The following is a 17,473-nucleotide window of genomic DNA, read 5'->3' as shown; positions in this document are numbered from 1 at the left end:
ATTCCATCTCTTCCATTGGAAGGAAAGCGCCGGGCGTGATGGAATTGTCGGAAGCGGAGATCGAGGCGCGCCTGTCGGACCTGCGCCGTCGGCGCGAGGCCCTCGACCGCGAGATCGCCGACCACGTCCTGTATCTCGAACTCGGCCGGCGCCTGCGCGGCGCTGGCCCGGCGCCGGCCCAGTCCGAGGAGCGAGCCTCGGAGCTGCACGAACCGCCCGAGGCGGTCTCGCCGCGCGCGCCGGCCGCCATCCGAACCATGCCGGCCGCGCCTGAGCCGCCGCAGCGGGTGCCCGTCGCCTTCGAGGTCGATCCGGCAGGCGCGCGCTGCTACGGCCGCGCCCTGATCGAGGCCGCCTGCGGCATCCTCGTGCGGGCCGGCCGGCCGATGCATGCGGGCGAGATCCTGGAGGCCCTCGTCGCCGAGGGGTTCGCGGTCCCCGGCCAGGACCCAGTCGCGGCGCTGAACACCCGGTTGTGGAAGCGCTCGGGGCCGCACGGCCCGCTGCGGCGCCTGGGCGACGCGGTCTACGCGCCGGCGCTCGGGGCGGAGTAGGCGGGGCAGGGTAAGAATGAGGTGCGGGCGAAGCCGCGCCCGCTCCGGCCCTACGCGACGGTGTCGCGACCGGAGGCGGCGCGCTGCGCCCGGGCGGAGCGGAGATCCCGCCCGACCTCCAGCACGAACATCCGCAGGGAGACGATGCTGAACACCACGATGGCGCCGACCAGCATGGCGGAGACGAGGGTCTTGGCGGTCGCGACGTCCACGGCGAAAAATCCTGGTGGGGGAGAGGTTTGCGTTCCCGTCAGATGTGGGCCTCGCCTTCGCGGGGCACCACCGGGGCGCGGGCGGTGGCAGTCATGCGTTCGAATCAAGCCTCGTGCGCCACCGCACGCGAGACCTGCATGAAACGCAACGAGGATGGAGAATTCGTGAACGTTTGCCGGTTCGCCCCCAGGTTCGCCCCCAGGTTCGCGCCGACGCTGGCCGCCATCGAGGTGTCGGCGCGCGAAATTCCGGGTCGAACCGGTCAGGTGCGGCGCCGCACGGCTGGTCCATCGCGGCAAATCCCGCGATAAGCCGCCCGGCGAGGGCAGGGCCTCGGCGGGAGCACGGCATGGTCGCCACGCGAGGCATTTCACGGCACGGCGCGCGCGCAGGGCAGGTGGTGCGCAAGCGGCCGAGCCGGCACCGGGCGCGGCTCGCGGCGGCCCTCGTCGCGAGCCTCGCCGCCCTCCTGGCGCCGGCGCCATCGTCCGCCGCCGAGGACGCCCCAGCCGGCGGGCCTCCGACGGTGGCAGGCTACTTCTACGTCGGCGGCCGCTACGAGCGCGTCGCCGACAAGACCGTGATGGTCGGCCAGATGTTCGTGCAGTCGCGGCGGCCCGCCGCCGTCACGCAGCCCTGGCCGGTGGTGATGGTCCACGGCATCTCGCAGACCGGGGTCAACTTCCTCGGCACGCCGGACGGCCGGCCCGGCTGGGCCCAGCGCTTCGTCGAGAAGGGGTTTGCGGTCTACATCGTCGACCAGGTCGGCCGCGGCCGCTCCGGCACCAACCCGGAGGTCTACGGCCCCTACGCCCGGTTCTCCACCCGCGCCCTGGAGGAGACCTACACCGCCCAGGAGCTCTACGACCTGTTCCCGCAGGCCAAGCTCCACACCCAGTGGCCGGGCGGCCCCGGGGTGCAGGGGAACGCCGCCTTCGACCAGTTCTTCGCGAGCCAGGTGCCCTACCTCGCCGGCGCGCAGCAGACCGAGGAGCTGGTCGACCCGGCGCTGATCGCCCTGCTGGACAAGATCGGGCCCGCGGTGCTCGTCACCCACGGCCAGGCCGGGCTCTTCGGATGGGCGGTCTCGGACGCGCGGCCCGACCTCGTGAAGGCGCACGTCGCGGTCGAGCCGAACGGGCCGCCCTTCTTCGACGTGCGCCTGCGCGGCGGCAAGGACTTCTACGAGAAGTCGGGCGACGGGCGCGCCCGCGCCTACGGCATCACCCGCGTGCCGCTGACCTTCGACCCGCCGGTGAAGTCGCCCGAGGATCTCGTGGTGATGCAGGCCAAGGCGCCCGCGGCCGAGGGGCGGATCCGCTGCTGGCTCCAGGGCGAGCCGGTGCGCAGCCTCCCGAACCTCGCCCGCGTGCCCGCGGTGATCGTCACCGCCGAGGCTTCGTTCCGCACGGCCGTCGACGACTGCACCACCGCCTTCCTCGCCCAGGCCGGCGCCCGGCCCGACAGCCTCAAGCTCGCCGAGGCGGGCCTGCGCGGCAACGGCCACATGATGATGCTGGAGAAGAACAGCGACGCGGTCGCCGACGCGCTGATCGGCTGGATCGCCGCGCGCCCGCGCTGAGGCCGGTCGAGACCGATCGAACCGAGCGAAGCCCGCGGTGCCGGCACCAACCGTGGCGTGCAGGCCACAGGCGGGCGCATCCGTCCGCCGAGGCCTTGTGCGCGCCAGGCCCCGGCCGTAACGAAGATCCAGAAAAGCCAATTAGAACATCAGTTTAGCATTATTCCAAACAACGCCGCGAAGCCTGTTTCGCAGCGATTGACCTCTGCTGTCCGCATCCTGGCAAGGCCCCTCAGTCCCATGTGTCGTTCCGCCCTCCGCCCAACTCCGGACCTGCGCAGCCTCGTGCTGGCCGGCGCCTCGCTGTTCGCGCTGGCGTCCCTCGTCCCGTCGGCCCCCGCGCAGGCGCAGGAGGCGACCGCGCCGCGCCGCGGCGTCGGCAACCCGCCCGCCGAGGCGAGCGTGCAGCTCGAGACGCTGACGGTGGAAGGCCGCGCCGGCCCGGCGTCGCCCGTGGCTTCCGGCGTCGGCGCGCGCGCGATCGAGAGTCCGACCGGCCCGGTGGACGGCTACGTCGCGACCCGCTCGGCCACCGCCACCAAGACCAACACGCCCCTGATCGAGACGCCGCAATCGATCAGCGTCGTCGGTCGCGAGCAGATCGATGCGCAGAAGGCCCAGACCCTGACCCAGGCGACGCAGTACGTCGCCGGCGTCTATTCCGGCACCTTCGGCGCCGATTCCCGCGTGGATTACTTCACCATCCGCGGCTTCGTCGCGAGCGATTACGGCATCTACCGTGACGGGCTGCAGCTCCTGAACTACGGCTTCGGGACCTTCAAGGCCGAGACCTTCGGCCTGGAGCGGATCGAGATCCTGCGCGGGCCGGCCGCGGTGCTGTTCGGCGCGGGCTCGCCCGGTGGCATCATCAACCAGATCACGAAGCGGCCGCCGCTGGATCCGTTCGGCTACGTCGAGGTCGGAGGCGGCTCGTTCGATCAGAAATACGCCGCCTTCGACGTCGGCGGCCCGGCCGACGAGTCCGGCCACTGGTTCTACCGGCTCACCGGCTTCGGCCGCTCCGGCGGCACCCAGGTCGACGGCGCTCCCGAGGACCGCGGCTACATCGCACCGGCCTTCACCTACAAGCCGGACGGGGCGACCAAGCTCACGGTGCTGACGAGCTACCAGTACGACAACACGGCCGTCACCGCGAACTTCCTGCCCTACTCCGGCACCGTGCGTCGGAACCTGTCGGGCCTGTACATCCCGCGCTCGCTCAATCTGGGTGACGCCGGCTTCAACACCTTCCGACGGCAGCAGGCTTTTGCCGGCTACGAGTTCGAGCACGCCTTCGACGAGACGTGGACCATCCGCCAGAACCTGCGCTACTCGTTCAGCGAAAGCTTCCAGAACTCGGATATCGGCCAGCTCGGCTACAGCAACGCCGCAGAGACCCGGCTTGCGCGCTACCAGTTCCTGACGTCGAGCAAGATCGGGCTGTTCCAGGTCGACAACCAGGCCGAGGCGCGCTTCTTCGACGGAATCTTCAAGCACGACCTGCTGATCGGCCTCGATTACAAGAATTTCCAGTTGCACGACAACCAGGGCACCAACTTCGCGGCAGGTTACGCCGTCCCCGACATCAGCATCATCAACCCGACCTACGGACCGGCGACAGGCCGCCCCTCGCCCTACCTCGTCAACGCGGATTCCTTCACGCAGCTCGGCCTGTACTTCCAGGACCAGATCAAGCTCACGGATCGCCTGACCCTCGTCCTCGGCGGCCGACAGGACTTCGCCGACAACCGGGTGGTCGACAAGCTCACTGCCGGGGCCGGCAGCAACGGCCGCAGCGACAGCGCCTTCACCTATCGCACGGCGTTGATCTACAACTACGATTTCGGGTTGGCGCCCTACGTCAGCTACTCGACCTCGTTCCAGCCGTTGCTCGGCACCGACATCAACAATCAGGCCTTCAAGCCGGAGACCGGCGACCAGATCGAAGGCGGCGTCAAGTTCGAGCCGCCGGGTGCGGGCTATTTCCTGACGCTGGCCGGCTTCGACATCCATCGCCAGAACGTGCAGACGCCTGTTCCGAACACCTTCTTCTCATCCCAGATCGGACAGGTCCGTTCCACGGGCTTCGAGGCGCAGTTCACCGCGACCCTCGCGGAAGGGTTGAATGCGGTCGCCGCCTACACCGTCTACGGCTTGACCACGGAGAAGAGCGCCGACCCGACCACCCTCGGCAAGGTGCCGGTGAACATTCCCGAGAACTTCGCCTCGTTGTTCCTGGATTACACCATTCCCGCCGGCGAATGGCGCGGCTTCGGCTTCGGCGGCGGCGTGCGCTACGTCGGTCGATCCTACGCCGACACGGCCAACACCTTGCGGGTGCCGGAATACGTCCTGTTCGATGCGCAGGTGCACTACAACTGGGACCGGTGGCGGCTGGCCGTCAACGCGACCAACATCGCGGATCGCCGTTTCGTCTCCTCCTGCCAGTCGTCCTTCTCGTGCTTCTACGGCGACGCCCGCCGCGTGGTGGCGAGCCTCGCCTACAAGTGGTGATCCCCGCGCGGGCGGCGCGTGCCGCCCGCGTCGCCGGCTACGATTCCTGCTCCGACCCCGCGCGCGCCCGCTCTCGCAGCAGGTACTTCTGCACCTTGCCGGTGGAGGTCTTGGGCAGCTCGCCGAACACGATGGTCCGGGGCATCTTGTAGGCGGCGAGCCGGCCGCGGCACCAGCGGATCAGGTCGTCGGCGTCGGCCGACGCGCCCTCCTTCAGCTCGACGAAGGCGCACGGCGTCTCGCCCCACTTGTCGTCGGGCTTGGCGACGACCGCCGCGGCGGCGACCGCCGGGTGCTTGAACAGCGCGTCCTCGACCTCGATCGAGGAGATGTTCTCGCCGCCCGAGATGATGATGTCCTTCGAGCGGTCCTTGAGCTGCACGTAGCCGTCCGCGTGCTTCACGCCCAGGTCGCCGGTGTGGAACCAGCCGCCCCGGAACGCCGCCTCGGTGGAGGCCGGGTTCTTGAGGTAGCCGCGCATCACCACGTTGCCGCGCATCATCACCTCGCCCATCGTTTTGCCGTCGGCGGGCACGGATTCGAGGCTCTCGGGGTCGCGCACGTCGAGGCCCTCGAGCACGGGATAGCGCACGCCCTGGCGCGCCTTCTTCGCGGCTTGGGCGTCGGCCGGGAGGTCGTCCCATTCGGCGTGCCAGGCGTTGACGACCGCCGGGCCGTAGCTCTCGGTCAACCCGTAGAGGTGGGTGACGGCGAAGCCCGCCTCGCGCATGCCCGCCAGCACCGCCTCCGGTGGGGGTGCGGCGGCGGTGAAGAACGCGACCCGGCGGGGCAGGGGCCGGCGCTCGGCGTCGGACGCGTTGATCAGGAGCTGCATCACGATCGGCGCGCCGCACAGGTGGGTGACGCCGTGCTCGGCCATCAGCGCGTACATCGCCCCGGCCCGGACCTGGCGCAGGCAGACATGGGTGCCGGCCACGATCGACAGCGTCCACGGGAAGCACCAGCCGTTGCAGTGGAACATCGGCAGCGTCCAGAGATAGACGGGGTGCTGCCCCAAGGCCCCCATGACGACGTTGCCGAGCGAGAGCAGGGCCGCGCCGCGATGGTGGTAGACCACGCCCTTCGGGTCGCCGGTGGTGCCGGAGGTGTAGTTCAGGCTGATCGCGTCCCACTCGTCGTCGGGCATCGCCCAGTCGTGCTCGGGATCGCCCTTCGCGAGGAACGCCTCGTAGTCGCAGGTGCCGAGGGCCTCGCCGGCGCCGGCATATTCCGGGTCGTCGTCATCGATCACCAGCAGGCTGCGCCCGGCCTGCGCCAGCGCCTCGCGCGCGATGCCCGAGAACTCGCGGTCGACGACGAGGACCTTGGCCTCGCCGTGCGCGAGGCAGAAGGCCAGCGCCGCCGCGTCGAGGCGGGTGTTGAGGGTGTTGAGCACGGCGCCGGCCATCGGCACGCCGTAGTGGCACTCGATCATCGCCGGGGTGTTGGCGAGCAGCACCGCGACGGTGTCGCCGCGACCGATCCCGTGGGCGGCGAGCGCCGAAGCCAGGCGGCGGCATCGGGCGTAGAGCTCGGCGTAGGAGCGCCGCAGCGGCCCGTGGATCACCGCGACCTGATCGGGGAAGACCCGCGCCGCCCGGTCGAGGTAGCCAAGCGGCGTCAGGGGCTGGTGGTTGGCCGGGTTCCGGTCGAGGTCGCGGTCGTAGATCGTGTCGCGGCGCATGGCGGCCTCCGGGCCAAGGTGTCGCCGGGACAGTACCGCGCGCGGCTGCGGGGTCCAACGGCCCTCGGCCCACCGAAACCCGCTCCGATCAGTGGTGGCGTTCGGCCCGCCCCGGCCCGAGGGTGTGCGGCTCGTGCAGGAACTTGGCGAGCTCGAAGCCGATCTCGATCATCAGGCCGTCGACCAGCTTGGTCAGGTTCGCCTGCCCGAGGCCGTCGGCCAGCGCGCGCAGCGCGATGACGTGCTCGGCCATGCGGTTCACCAGGCGCTCCGCCTGGCGCAGGTCGGCCGACCGGTTCTCGGTGATGTCGATGACGATGCCGCGCCCCTGCGCCGTCCCGTCGGCCGCGTTCCGCTCGACGCGGCCGCGGATCAGGAGCTTGCGCGTCCCGACCTCCGATTCGAGCGTGCGGAACTCGGCCTCGATCGGGCCGCCGACCTCGCCGGCCGCGTGAAGGCAGCTCTCGATCCGGGCGCGGTCTTCGGGATGGGTCCTGTCGAGGAAGGCGCCGAGCGACACGCCGGCGGCCGCGACCTCGGGATCGAGGCCGAGCAGGCCGGCGAAGTCGCCCGACAGCGCGAGGCGCCCCGCCCAGTGGTCGTGCACCCAGGCGCCGACGACGCCGGAGGCATCGAGGACCGCCCGGAGATCGTCGTTCGGATGAGGGGGCGGGGCCTGTGTCATGCAACTCCTGAAGACCGATCCTCTAGAACGTAAACCTGAGGTATATTTACCACCACCGCGTTGAGGCTGGAAACCAATCTAATTCATTACCTGAGTTAAGAAAAGTGCCAAGACGTCCGGGACCGCAAAAACGAACTTGAGGTTGGCTTTGGATCCGCGTTCCGCGTCCGCCCTGCGCCGCGGCGTCGACGGACCTCCGGCAGGCGCCCGGCCGTGCGGCACGGCCCGCGCCTGCGTTAACGGCCTCTTAACCATAACCGACGCGATATCGGGATCACGGCATCCCTGGGTCACAGGATCATCGCCTCGGCGCGGATCTCTTGACGCTAGGTTGCTCCGAGCGCGTGCGCCGCAACTTCGCTTCGGCTCGCGAACGGAACGTCCGCAGGCCGATCTCGACCCAGGCAAGTCCTAGGCAAAGCAAGCCTCGGGCGAAGCGGGTCTTGCACGAAGCAAGCCTTGGATGAAGCAAGCCTTAGACGAAACAAGCCCTGGACACGGCAAGCCTGAACCGAGGACCACCCGATGAAAGCGATCACCTTCGTCACCCAGAAGGGGGGCAGCGGCAAGAGCACGCTCTGCATCTCGCTCGCGGTCGCCGCGCAGGAGGCCGGGCGCTCGGTCTGCATCCTGGAGATGGACCGCCAGGCCACGATCTCCGATTGGCTCGACCACCGCACCGCGGAAGGCCCCGAGGTCGCGCAGATCGACGCCACGCAGATCGACGCGGTGATGAACCAGCTTCGCGAATCGTCCTACGACTACGTCTTCATCGACACGCCCGGCGTCGATTCCACCGGCACCCTCTCGGCGATCCGCGCCGCCGACCTCTGCATCATCCCGTGCCGGCCGACGCCCGCGGACCTGCGCGCCTTCAAGCCGACCCTGGCCGCCGTGTACCGGCTCGAGAAGAAGTTCGCCTTCGTCCTCAACCAGACGCCGCCGCGCTCCTACCGCATCCGCGACGCGGCCGACGGCCTCGCGGTGCTGGGCATCCTGCCCGACGTCAACATCGTGGCGCGCACCGACCACCAGGACGCGATCGGCGTCGGCCAGGGCGTCACCGAGTTCAACCCGAAGGGGCAGGCGGCGGGCGAGGTGCGCCGGCTCTGGTCCTGGATCGAGAAGCGCACCCAGGCGGGCAAGGTGGGATCGGGGCAGGCGGTCTCGGGCAAGCTTGTTTCGGGCAAGGCGGTGAAGCATGTCGAAGCCGCCTAAGCTGAACCTCGCCTCGATCGTCGCGGCCTCGTCGCCGGCCACGCGCGGGGCGCCGCAGACCGCCGAGATCGTCCAGCTCGACCGCGGCGCAGCCCCGCAGAAGCGCGGCCCCGCCACCCTGAAGGAGCGCGCACGACAGATGTCGGTCTACCTCGAGCCGCCGGTCTACGACCAGCTGCGCGACCTCGCCTACGCCGAGCGCACGAAGATGCACGCGATCATGCTGGAAGCCCTCGACCTGCTGTTCAAGCAGCGCGGCGCCCGCTCGATCGAGCAGCTCTCGGAGCATCTCCCGCGCTGAGATCCGAGGCCTGCCCGGAAACCCCGCGGCCGAGGCGGCACGTCCGACCGGTCCCGTCGATGGGCCAGAACCCGCTTTCTGAATGTCAGTGCAACGCTTTGCTGCCGCATCCTCATGCGTCGACGGAGCGCGAAACCCTGTGAATCCCGTGAGCCGGACGCCCCGGCGCCCGGCCCGTTCAGGCTTCCTTTACGGCGTTCGGACAAGTGTCGGTTCGTTCGGTGACCGTCCCCTTGTGCAGGGGGCGAACCGAATGCTCCGGCGCGACCGCTTCCCCGCGGGCCGGTGTCTCGGCACGTGGCGTACAGGCGGATCCGGTGGGCATGGCGCGTTCGACGCTTCTTCGAATCCCGGATTCGTGCCGCGGCCCGCTCCCCTTGCGGCGCCTGCTCGCGGTCTCGGCGATCGCGCTGGCCACCGCCAACTGCAGCACGAACCCGCAGAAGTTCGCCGGCCCCGCCGGCAACGGGCTCGACCCGAAATACGGCGTGAAGACCAGCCCGCGCCTCTACAACGAGGGCGACGTGATCCCGAAGGGCGGCGGACGCCGCTTCTCGGGCAAGCCCTACGTCGTCGCCGGCCGCACCTACGTGCCGAAGGAGGATGCCCGCGGCTACGTCCGCGAGGGGCTGGCCTCCTGGTACGGCGCCGCCTTCCACGGGCGCATGACCGCCAACGGCGAGGTGTTCGACCGGCACTCGATCGCCGCCGCCCACCCGACCCTGCCGCTGCCGAGCTACGTCCGCGTCACCAACACGGCCAACGGCTACTCGATGGTGGTGCGCGTCAACGACCGCGGCCCCTATCACGCCGACCGCGTCATGGACGTCTCGGAGGAGGTCGCCCGGGCGCTCGAATTCCACAACAAGGGCACGGCGCACGTGCGCGTCGCCTATCTCGGCAAGGCCTCGGTCGCCGGTTCCGACGACCGCAAGCTCCTGGCGACCCTGCGAACCGACGGCGTGCCGGCGGGCGGGCGCGCCCCGGTGATGGTGGCCGACCTCGGCCCCTCGGAGGAGCCGGAGCGGTTCTCGCGGACGGCGCCGGCGCCGCTGGCGTTCAAGCCGGCCCCCGAGCGCGAGGAGCGCGACGAGGCGCCCGCCCCGCGGCCGGTGCGCGCGCCGATCGTTCTGGCGCGCGCGGCGGTGGCCGTGCCGGCCGCGCTGCAGCCGACGGCCGTGCGCGGGCAGCCGTTCCGGCCGGAGCCGGTGCGGGTGGCCGGGCTCAACCCGTCCGCCGAGCGTGCCATCCCGGCTCAAGCGCCGGGCGCGAAGGTCCTTGGCCGCCCCGTGCCGGTCCGCCTCGCCGCGAACGCCCCCGCCGCGCCGCGGATGGCGCAGGCCGCGGCACCGCGGGCCCCGGCGGCCCGGGTTGGCGCGGTGCCGCCGGCGATGCTGCCCTCGGCCAAGCTCGCGCTCGCGCGTCTCACCAACGTCCCCGCCACCGCCACTGCCCCTGGGGGCAAGGGGACGGCGCAGACGGCCGCGAAGGGCCGTCCCGACCTCGCGGCGAAGCCGGCGGCCAAGTTTGCCGACAAGTCACCTGACAAGCGCGGCGCACGGCTCGCTGGGATCTACTGACGGGCGATCGGGCCCGAAAGCGCCCGGCCGGTCCCCGCGAAAGGGGCTCCCCGGGGCCTCGGAACGCCTCACGCAAGGCCATCTGAGATCGGGGGAATGCGCACCGTAGGGTGTGCGAGGCGGTGCGCTGCGTCATTTCGCATTCGATCCCGCGCGGAAACCGTAATATGGTCACGCTTGTTATGCGAGGCGGGACGTTCGGAAACGTGGCGGCCCGGCCGCACGGGAGTTGGTGATGCGCAGGACCTGGGTCTTCCTTCTGGCGGCGGCCTGCGCGCTGGCGGCGCCGGCCTGCGCCCAGGTCTTCCAGACCGCGGCGCCGCACGCGATCCTGGTCGACGCCGATTCCGGCTCGGTGCTGTTCGAGAAGGCGGCCGACGAGCCGTTCGCCCCGGCCAGCATGGCCAAGCTGATGACCACCGACATCGTGTTCGACGCCCTGAAATCGGGCCGCCTGAGCACGGACACCGAGTTCACGGTCACCGAGGACGCGTGGCGCCGGGGCGGGGCGGGGGGCGGCGGCTCGTCGATGTTCGCTCAGGTCAACAGCCGCATCAAGATGCAGGACCTGCTGCGCGGCCTCGTGGTCCAGTCGGGCAACGATGCGGCGATCACCATCGCCGAGAACATGGCCGGCTCCGAGGAGGCGTTCGCCGGCATCATGAACCAGCGCGCGAAGGAGATCGGGCTGACGCGCTCGACCTTCCGCAACGCCACCGGCTACTCGGCGCCCGACCAGCGGGTCACCGCGCGCGACATGGCCAAGCTGGCCGCGCACATCATCGACACCTACCCGGACCTGTACAAGATCTTCTCCGAGCGCGAGTTCACCTGGAACAAGATCAAGCAGCAGAACCGCAACCCGCTGCTCGCCCTCGACATCGGGGCCGACGGGCTCAAGACCGGCTACCTCGAGGAATCCGGCTACGCGCTCACCGGGTCGGCGGTGCAGAACGGCCAGCGCCTGATCATGGTGATCTCCGGGCTCAAGACGGCGCGGGACCGCGCGGCCGAGGCGCGCAAGCTGATGGAGTGGGGGTTCCGCGCCTTCGAGCCGCGGCAGGTCTTCACCCCCGGCGAGACCGTGGCCGAGGCCTCGGTGTTCGGGGGCGCGTCGGGGTCGGTCCCGCTGGTCGCCAAGAAGCCGGTGCGGGTGCTGCTGCCGCGCGGGTCGTCCGACCGCGTCACCGCGCGCGCGATCTACCAGGGACCTCTCGTCGCCCCCGTGACGGAGGGCCGCGAGGTCGGCCGCCTCAGGATCATGCGCGGCGACGCGGTCGCCCTAGACCAGCCGCTCTACGCGGGCGCCTCGGTGGAGGCCGGCACGCTCCAGCAGCGCGCGATGGACGCCGCGCTCGAATTCAGCACCGGCATCGTCCGCCGCGCCTTCGACAAGGCGGGCAAAGGCGACAGGACCAGTGACAAGTCCGCCAACCCGTCGTGACGACGGAGAGGCGCGGCGGCTCCGTTCAGCCATGACCGCTCCGACACCGCCGGGCGTCTTCATCACCTTCGAGGGCGGGGAGGGGGCCGGCAAGTCGACCCAGGTGGCCCGCCTCGCCCGGGCGCTCGCCCCGCATCGCACGGTCACGACCACCCGCGAGCCCGGCGGCTCGGTCCGCGCCGAGGAGATCCGCACGGCGCTGCTCGCCGGAATCGCCAAGCCCTACGGACCGTTTGCCGAGGCGCTGCTGTTCTCGGCCGCCCGCATCGACCACCTCGACCGGCTGGTCCGCCCGGCCCTGGCCTCCGGCGAGGTGGTCCTGTGCGACCGCTTCATGGACTCGACCCGCGCCTACCAGGGGGCCGCGGGCGGCCTCGACGCCACCGCCGTGGCGGCGCTCGAGCGCGTCGTCGTCGGGCCGACGCGGCCCGACCTCACCCTGGTCTTCGACCTCGACCCTGAGATCGGTCTGGCCCGCGCGCGCGCGCGCGCGGCTGGTCAGAGGGCGTCGCAAGAGGCATCACAAGAGGCGTCGCAGGCAGGGCAGATCGCCCCGGACCGCTTCGAGGCCGAGGATCTCGCCTTCCACCGCCGCCTGCGCGACGCCTTCCGGGCGATCGCGGAGGCCGAACCCATGCGCTGCGTCCTCGTCGACGCGGCGCAGGACCCCGATGCGGTCGCGCAGGCGGTCCGGCGGGCGGTCGCCGCACGCCTGCCCGATCTCGTCGACGACACCGAAGGCCGTACCGATGCCGCCTGAGCGCGCGCCCGACGACGTCGAGCCCGGCGACCTCGCCGGCATCGTCCGCCCGCGCGAGACCACGCGCCTCGTCGGCCATGCCGAGGCGGAGGCCGCCTTCGCCGAGGGCATCGCTTCGGGTCGCCTGCACCATGCCTGGCTGATCGGCGGCCCCGCCGGCATCGGCAAGGCGACCCTGGCCTACCGCGTCGCCCGCCGGCTGCTCGCCGACCCCGAGGGCGCCTCGCGGGCGCCCGGCCTTGGCATCGCCGCGAACGATCCGGTGGTCGGTAAGATCGCGGCGCTCTCGCATCCGAACCTCGTGGCCCTGCGCCGCCATCGGGTGCCGACCGCCAAGACGCTGCCGACCAAGATCCCGGTCGACGCGGTGCGCAAGGCCCTGGAGCTGTTCGGCTCCACCGCGGGCAATGCCGGCTACCGCATCTGCATCGTCGACAGCGCCGAGGACCTGAACGGCAACGGCGCCAACGCGCTCCTGAAGATGCTGGAGGAGCCGCCGGTCCGCGCGCTGTTCCTCATCGTCAGCCACGCGCCGGGCCGACTGCTGCCGACGATCCGCTCGCGCTGCCGCGCCCTCGCGCTCCGGCCGCTGGACGCGGCCTCCGTCTCGGCGGTGGTGTCCGGTTTCCCCGCCCCGTTCCCGGCCCCGTCAGCCGAGGCGCTCGCCCGCGCCGCCGACCTGTCCGAGGGCTCGGTGGCCCGGGCGGTGGCGATGCTCGACCCGGCGATGCAGGGGCTGGTCGCCGAGATGGAGACCCTGCTGTCGCGCGCCGGGCATCCGGATTGGGGCCGCGTCCTCAAGCTCGCCGACAAGCTCGCCGGGCGCGAGGCCGAGCCCCTGTTCGCAGCCGGGCTGGAGACCGTCGAGCGCTTCGTCTCGGCCGAGCTCCATCGCCGCCGGGCGGAGCCGCCGGCCCGCCTTGCGGCCCTGGTCGAGGTGTGTGAGAAGTTCGGCCGTACGGCGCGCGAGGCCGCGACCTACAATCTCGATCGCCGGCCCGTGGTCCTGTCGCTGTTCGCGGACCTCGCCGGCGCCGTGCGGACCGGCTAGAGCATCGTCCCGACGGATCGGCGCCGATCCCTCAGAGCCGTGTATCCGGGAATGTCCGACGTGACCGCCAAAACCTTCAGCATCACCACGGCGATCTCGTATCCCAACGGTGCGCCGCATATCGGCCACGCCTACGAGGTGGTCGCCACCGACGCGATCGCCCGCTTCAAGCGCCTCGACGGCTACGACGTGCTGTTCACCACCGGCACCGACGAGCACGGCCTCAAGATCCAGCAGACGGCGTCGCGCGCGGGCACCACGCCGCGGGCCTTCGTCGACGGCATGGCGGCCCGCTTCCAGGCGGTGGCCGACCGCCTCGACTGCGCCTACGACCGCTTCATCCGCACCACGGAACCTGCCCACACCGCCGCCGCCCAGGCGCTTTGGCGGCGGATGGAGGCCAACGGCGACATCTACCTCGACACCTATGCCGGCTGGTACTCGGTCCGCGACGAGGCCTATTACGGCGAGGACGAGACCCGCCTGCTCGAGGACGGCACCCGCCGCTCGCTCGCCACCGACACCCCCGTGGTGTGGATGGAGGAGGAGAACTTCCTGTTCCGTCTCTCGGCCTATGCGGACAGGCTCCTGGCGCTCTACGAGGCGCAGCCCGACTTCATCGGCCCCGAATCGCGGATGAACGAGGTCGCGAGCTTCGTCCGCTCCGGCCTCAAGGACCTGTCCGTCAGCCGCACCACCTTCGACTGGGGCGTGCCGGTGCCCGACCGGCCGGGCCACGTCATGTACGTCTGGGTCGACGCGCTGACGAACTACCTCACCGTCACCGGCTTCCCCGACGAGGCCGACGAACGGCGCAGGTTCTGGCCGGCGGACCTGCACGTCATCGGCAAGGACATCGTTCGCTTCCACGCGGTGTACTGGCCGGCCTTCCTGATGTCGGCCGGGCTGCCGCTGCCCAAGCGCGTCTTCGGCCACGGCTTCCTGCTCTCGAAGGGCGAGAAGATGTCGAAGTCGCTCGGCAACGTCCTCGACCCGATCGACCTCGCCGACACCTACGGCGTCGACGCCGTGCGCTACTTCGTGCTGCGCGACGTGCCGTTCGGCGGCGACGGCAGCTACAGCCACGAGGCGATCATCACCCGCATCAACGCGGACCTCGCCAACGACCTCGGCAACCTCGCCCAGCGCTCGCTCTCGATGATCGCCAAGAACCTGTCCGGCGTGGTCCCGGAGCCCGGCGCCTTCACGGAGGCCGACCGGACCCTGCTCGCCGCCGCCGACGCCCTGCCGGCGCGGGCGCGGGCGCTGATGGACGACCTCGCGCTGCATGCCATCCTCGCCGAGATCTGGGCGGTGGTGGCCGACGCCAACCGCTACTTCGCGTCCGAGGAGCCGTGGAAGCTGAAGAAGACCGATCCGGAGCGGATGGGCACGGTGCTCTACGTCACCGCGGAGGTGCTGCGCGCGGTCGGCATCCTGGTGCAGCCCTTCGTGCCGCGCTCGGCCGCGAGCCTGCTCGATGTGCTGGCGGTGCCGGCCGGCCGGCGCGACTTCGCCCACGTGGGGGAGGGCGCCCGCCTGGCCCCCGGAACGCCGCTGCCGGCGCCGAGCCCGATCTTCCCGCGGTTCGAGAAGCCCGAGGCCCCGGCCGCCTGAGCCGGCCGTCTCCGCCGCATCGAATCCGCCGAACGAACCCCTCGCCCAGGCTCCCGGACCGCATGCTCGTCGACAGCCACTGCCATCTCGACTTCCCCGATTTCGCCGCCGACCTCCCCGGCGTGATCGCCCGGGCGAAGGCCGCCGGCGTCGGCGGGATGCTCACGATCGCGACGCGGGTCGCCAAGGCCGACACCTACCGCGCCATCGCCGAGGCCCACCCGGAGGTCTGGTACACGGTCGGCACCCATCCGCACGGGGCCGCCGAGGAGCCGGACGTCGCGCCGGACGTCATCGCCCGGCTCGCCGACCACCCGCGCTGCGTCGGCATCGGCGAGGCGGGGCTCGACTACCATTACGCGGACGCGGCGCCCGCAATGGTCCAGGAGCAGGTGCTGCGCGCCCACATCGAGGCCGCCCGCGTTACCGGGCTACCGCTGGTGATCCACGCCCGCGACGCCGACGAGCACATGGAGCGGGTGCTCGCCGACGAGATGGGCCGCGGCCGGTTCTCGGCGGTGCTGCACTGCTTCTCGTCCGGCGCGCGGCTGGCCGAGGCCGGGGTCGAGCTCGGCCTCTTCGTCTCGTTCTCGGGGATCGTCACCTTCCGCCGCTCCACCGCGTTGCGCGACATCGCCAGGCAGGTGCCGCACGATCGCATCCTGGTGGAGACCGACGCGCCGTTCCTCGCCCCCGAGCCGCATCGCGGGCGGACCAACGAGCCGGCCTACACCGCCGACACCGCGCGATCGCTTGCCGCAACCCTCGGCCTCGACGCGGAGGCCTTCGCGCGCCTCACCAGCGCGAATTTCCATCGCCTGTTCGCCAAGACGCAGCCGAAGGCAGGCGCGCCCGCGTGACAACCGGCGCCGTCCTCGGATACCACCCGAGCCGGAGGTCCGGATGGCGACGCTGACTTTGCGCATCCTCGGTTGCGGCTCGTCCGGCGGCGTGCCCCGCGTCGGCTACGGCTGGGGCGCCTGCGACCCGCGCGACCCGAAGAACCGCCGCCGCCGCTGCTCGATCCTCGTCGCGCGCCGGGAGGCCGACGCCGCCACGACGCTCCTCATCGACACCTCGCCGGACCTGCGCGAGCAGCTGCTCGACGCGGGCGTGACGCGGCTCGATGCGGTGCTGTTCACCCATGCGCATGCCGACCACACCCACGGCATCGACGACCTGCGCCCCCTGGTGATCCAGATGCGCGCGCGCATCCCGGTCCACGCCGACGCGCTGACGAGCGACCTGCTCCGGGCACGCTTCGGCTACTGCTTCACGACGCCGCCGGGCAGCGCCTACCCGCCGATCCTCGAGCTTCGCGACCTGCCGCACCACGAGACCGTCGCGGTGCAGGGGCAGGGCGGGGCGATCGAGGCGGAGGCGTTGCCGGTGGAGCACGGCAACGAGGCGGCCCTCGGCTTCCGTCTCGGGCCGGCCGCCTACATCCCGGATCTCAGCCTGCTGCCGGACGCGTCGCGCGCGCGCCTCCACGACCTCGACCTGCTGATCATCGATGCCCTGCGCGAGACCCCGCACCCGACCCACTATTCGGTCTCGGAGGCGCTGGCGCTGATCGACGACGTGCGCCCGCGCCGCGCGATCCTCACCAACCTGCACACCGACCTCGACCACGCGACCCTGGCGGCCAAGCTCCCGCCCGGCGTGGTGCCCGCCTACGACGGGCTGACCGTGACCCTCGACCTGCCCGCTTAGAACGGCTCGACGCCGAAGGCGGGGAGGTGAAGGCGCTCCGGACCCGTGGAACGCGGTCACCCTGGCCACCACGACGGTAGAAGCGGCGGGGTCACGTCGATCGATCCGGCAAACGAAACCGAGCGCTTTTGCAGACGCCGCTCGACCAGGAAGACCTGACGATCGAGAGACACCATCCGGCGGCACAGGCCGGATCCAGGGCCCCGTCACATGCCTGTCGCGGATTTTTCGGATTCTTTGCGCCCCCCTGTTGACGGGCGTCTGCGTGGTCCGTATACCCCGCTCATCGGCAACGGGGCGGCGGCGACGCGGACCTTTCGGAGCCGGTATCACCTCCGATGGATTGGCTGGGCAGGCCGGTGAAAACCGGACGCTCTGCTGTTTTTGTCGGTTGTGAGTGTCGGGTCCGGATTTCAGCGCTGCTGAAAACGGGGTTGACAGGGGGTCTGGGCGGGCTTAGACGCCTCCCACCGCTGAGGCGGACCACCGAGTGGTTGGTTCGGTATCACGGTTCTCCAAGACGGGCAAGGTGGTTTGGGGTTGATAGCCCTGGATTT

The 17,473-nt window shown here is 71.1% G+C and carries 15 protein-coding genes; 12 read left to right on the top strand and 3 right to left on the bottom strand.

Translation table 11 applies throughout. From position 1 onward, the window contains the following. Positions 1 to 38 precede the first annotated feature (38 nt). Entirely contained in the window at positions 39 to 554 is a 516-nt protein-coding gene (locus FV226_RS11885) for a hypothetical protein (protein ID WP_147763081.1), read from the top strand. 50 nt (positions 555 to 604) lie between these two features. Here the strand turns inward: FV226_RS11885 and FV226_RS27945 are convergent, their stop codons facing one another. Continuing rightward, complete coding sequence (locus FV226_RS27945; protein WP_187273662.1) at positions 605 to 766, bottom strand: hypothetical protein; 162 nt, start codon at positions 764 to 766, stop codon at positions 605 to 607. Positions 767 to 1,116: 350 nt separating this feature from the next. Between FV226_RS27945 and FV226_RS11880 the strand changes: the two genes are divergently transcribed. Together FV226_RS11880 and FV226_RS11875 are read left to right on the top strand one after the other, a co-directional pair. Further along, positions 1,117 to 2,349 carry an alpha/beta hydrolase gene (locus FV226_RS11880; protein WP_246691576.1) on the top strand — a complete coding sequence of 411 codons (1,233 nt, stop codon included), beginning with the start codon at positions 1,117 to 1,119 and terminating at the stop codon, positions 2,347 to 2,349. A 240-nt stretch (positions 2,350 to 2,589) separates the two neighbouring features. After that, positions 2,590 to 4,863 carry a TonB-dependent siderophore receptor gene (locus FV226_RS11875; RefSeq protein WP_147763080.1) on the top strand — a complete coding sequence of 758 codons (2,274 nt, stop codon included), beginning with the start codon at positions 2,590 to 2,592 and terminating at the stop codon, positions 4,861 to 4,863. Positions 4,864 to 4,900: 37 nt separating this feature from the next. On the opposite strand, the gene FV226_RS11870 is transcribed toward FV226_RS11875, so the two are convergent. Continuing rightward, positions 4,901 to 6,547 (bottom strand): acyl-CoA synthetase, encoded by a 1,647-nt coding sequence (locus FV226_RS11870; protein WP_147763079.1) that lies wholly within the window; start codon positions 6,545 to 6,547, stop codon positions 4,901 to 4,903. 88 nt (positions 6,548 to 6,635) lie between these two features. Next, positions 6,636 to 7,232, bottom strand: coding sequence for a PAS domain-containing protein (locus tag FV226_RS11865; RefSeq protein WP_147763078.1), 597 nt, complete (start codon positions 7,230 to 7,232; stop codon positions 6,636 to 6,638). A gap of 525 nt (positions 7,233 to 7,757) precedes the next feature. Between FV226_RS11865 and FV226_RS11860 the strand changes: the two genes are divergently transcribed. From FV226_RS11860 to FV226_RS11820, 9 genes are all read left to right on the top strand, one after another. Then, positions 7,758 to 8,450 (top strand): ParA family protein, encoded by a 693-nt coding sequence (locus FV226_RS11860; RefSeq protein WP_147753340.1) that lies wholly within the window; start codon positions 7,758 to 7,760, stop codon positions 8,448 to 8,450. Then, entirely contained in the window at positions 8,434 to 8,751 is a 318-nt protein-coding gene (locus FV226_RS11855) for a ribbon-helix-helix domain-containing protein (RefSeq protein ID WP_147763077.1), read from the top strand. Before FV226_RS11860 ends, FV226_RS11855 begins: the two co-directional genes overlap by 17 nt. Positions 8,752 to 9,074: 323 nt before the next feature. Continuing rightward, complete coding sequence (locus FV226_RS11850) at positions 9,075 to 10,331, top strand: septal ring lytic transglycosylase RlpA family protein (RefSeq protein ID WP_147763076.1); 1,257 nt, start codon at positions 9,075 to 9,077, stop codon at positions 10,329 to 10,331. Positions 10,332 to 10,566: 235 nt separating this feature from the next. Continuing rightward, a complete protein-coding gene (locus FV226_RS11845; protein ID WP_147763075.1) occupies positions 10,567 to 11,775 on the top strand; it encodes a D-alanyl-D-alanine carboxypeptidase family protein in 1,209 nt (402 codons plus the stop codon). A 31-nt stretch (positions 11,776 to 11,806) separates the two neighbouring features. After that, positions 11,807 to 12,535, top strand: coding sequence for a dTMP kinase (tmk, locus tag FV226_RS11840; RefSeq protein WP_147763074.1), 729 nt, complete (start codon positions 11,807 to 11,809; stop codon positions 12,533 to 12,535). Beyond that, the gene (locus FV226_RS11835) at positions 12,525 to 13,586 is read left to right on the top strand and encodes a DNA polymerase III subunit delta' (protein ID WP_147763073.1); all 1,062 of its coding nucleotides are present in this window, start codon (positions 12,525 to 12,527) and stop codon (positions 13,584 to 13,586) included. Before tmk ends, FV226_RS11835 begins: the two co-directional genes overlap by 11 nt. Positions 13,587 to 13,637: 51 nt before the next feature. Then, positions 13,638 to 15,203: a methionine--tRNA ligase gene (gene metG, locus FV226_RS11830; protein WP_147763072.1), complete on the top strand. Its 1,566-nt coding sequence runs from the start codon at positions 13,638 to 13,640 to the stop codon at positions 15,201 to 15,203. A gap of 62 nt (positions 15,204 to 15,265) precedes the next feature. Next, complete coding sequence (locus tag FV226_RS11825) at positions 15,266 to 16,063, top strand: TatD family hydrolase (RefSeq protein WP_147754283.1); 798 nt, start codon at positions 15,266 to 15,268, stop codon at positions 16,061 to 16,063. A 43-nt stretch (positions 16,064 to 16,106) separates the two neighbouring features. Then, positions 16,107 to 16,916 (top strand): MBL fold metallo-hydrolase, encoded by an 810-nt coding sequence (locus FV226_RS11820; RefSeq protein WP_147763071.1) that lies wholly within the window; start codon positions 16,107 to 16,109, stop codon positions 16,914 to 16,916. Positions 16,917 to 17,473: the final 557 nt, after the last annotated feature.

The sequence above is a fragment of the Methylobacterium sp. WL12 genome (assembly GCF_008039475.1).
Lineage (GTDB): Bacteria > Pseudomonadota > Alphaproteobacteria > Rhizobiales > Beijerinckiaceae > Methylobacterium > Methylobacterium cerastii.
The sequence above is the reverse complement of the archived record's forward strand: the minus strand, read 5'-3'. Positions and strand labels throughout refer to the sequence as shown.

Excerpts from the sequence above, each read along its gene's own strand:
- FV226_RS11885 (WP_147763081.1), top strand. The coding sequence starts at position 39 with ATGGAATTGTCGGAAGCGGAGATCGAGGCGCGCCTGTCGGACCTGCGC.
- FV226_RS11880 (WP_246691576.1), top strand. The coding sequence starts at position 1,117 with ATGGTCGCCACGCGAGGCATTTCACGGCACGGCGCGCGCGCAGGGCAG.
- FV226_RS11875 (WP_147763080.1), top strand. The coding sequence starts at position 2,590 with ATGTGTCGTTCCGCCCTCCGCCCAACTCCGGACCTGCGCAGCCTCGTG.
- FV226_RS11870 (WP_147763079.1), bottom strand. The coding sequence starts at position 6,547 with ATGCGCCGCGACACGATCTACGACCGCGACCTCGACCGGAACCCGGCC.
- FV226_RS11865 (WP_147763078.1), bottom strand. The coding sequence starts at position 7,232 with ATGACACAGGCCCCGCCCCCTCATCCGAACGACGATCTCCGGGCGGTC.
- FV226_RS11860 (WP_147753340.1), top strand. The coding sequence starts at position 7,758 with ATGAAAGCGATCACCTTCGTCACCCAGAAGGGGGGCAGCGGCAAGAGC.
- FV226_RS11855 (WP_147763077.1), top strand. The coding sequence starts at position 8,434 with ATGTCGAAGCCGCCTAAGCTGAACCTCGCCTCGATCGTCGCGGCCTCG.
- FV226_RS11850 (WP_147763076.1), top strand. The coding sequence starts at position 9,075 with ATGGCGCGTTCGACGCTTCTTCGAATCCCGGATTCGTGCCGCGGCCCG.
- FV226_RS11845 (WP_147763075.1), top strand. The coding sequence starts at position 10,567 with ATGCGCAGGACCTGGGTCTTCCTTCTGGCGGCGGCCTGCGCGCTGGCG.
- tmk (WP_147763074.1), top strand. The coding sequence starts at position 11,807 with ATGACCGCTCCGACACCGCCGGGCGTCTTCATCACCTTCGAGGGCGGG.
- FV226_RS11835 (WP_147763073.1), top strand. The coding sequence starts at position 12,525 with ATGCCGCCTGAGCGCGCGCCCGACGACGTCGAGCCCGGCGACCTCGCC.
- metG (WP_147763072.1), top strand. The coding sequence starts at position 13,638 with ATGTCCGACGTGACCGCCAAAACCTTCAGCATCACCACGGCGATCTCG.
- FV226_RS11825 (WP_147754283.1), top strand. The coding sequence starts at position 15,266 with ATGCTCGTCGACAGCCACTGCCATCTCGACTTCCCCGATTTCGCCGCC.
- FV226_RS11820 (WP_147763071.1), top strand. The coding sequence starts at position 16,107 with ATGGCGACGCTGACTTTGCGCATCCTCGGTTGCGGCTCGTCCGGCGGC.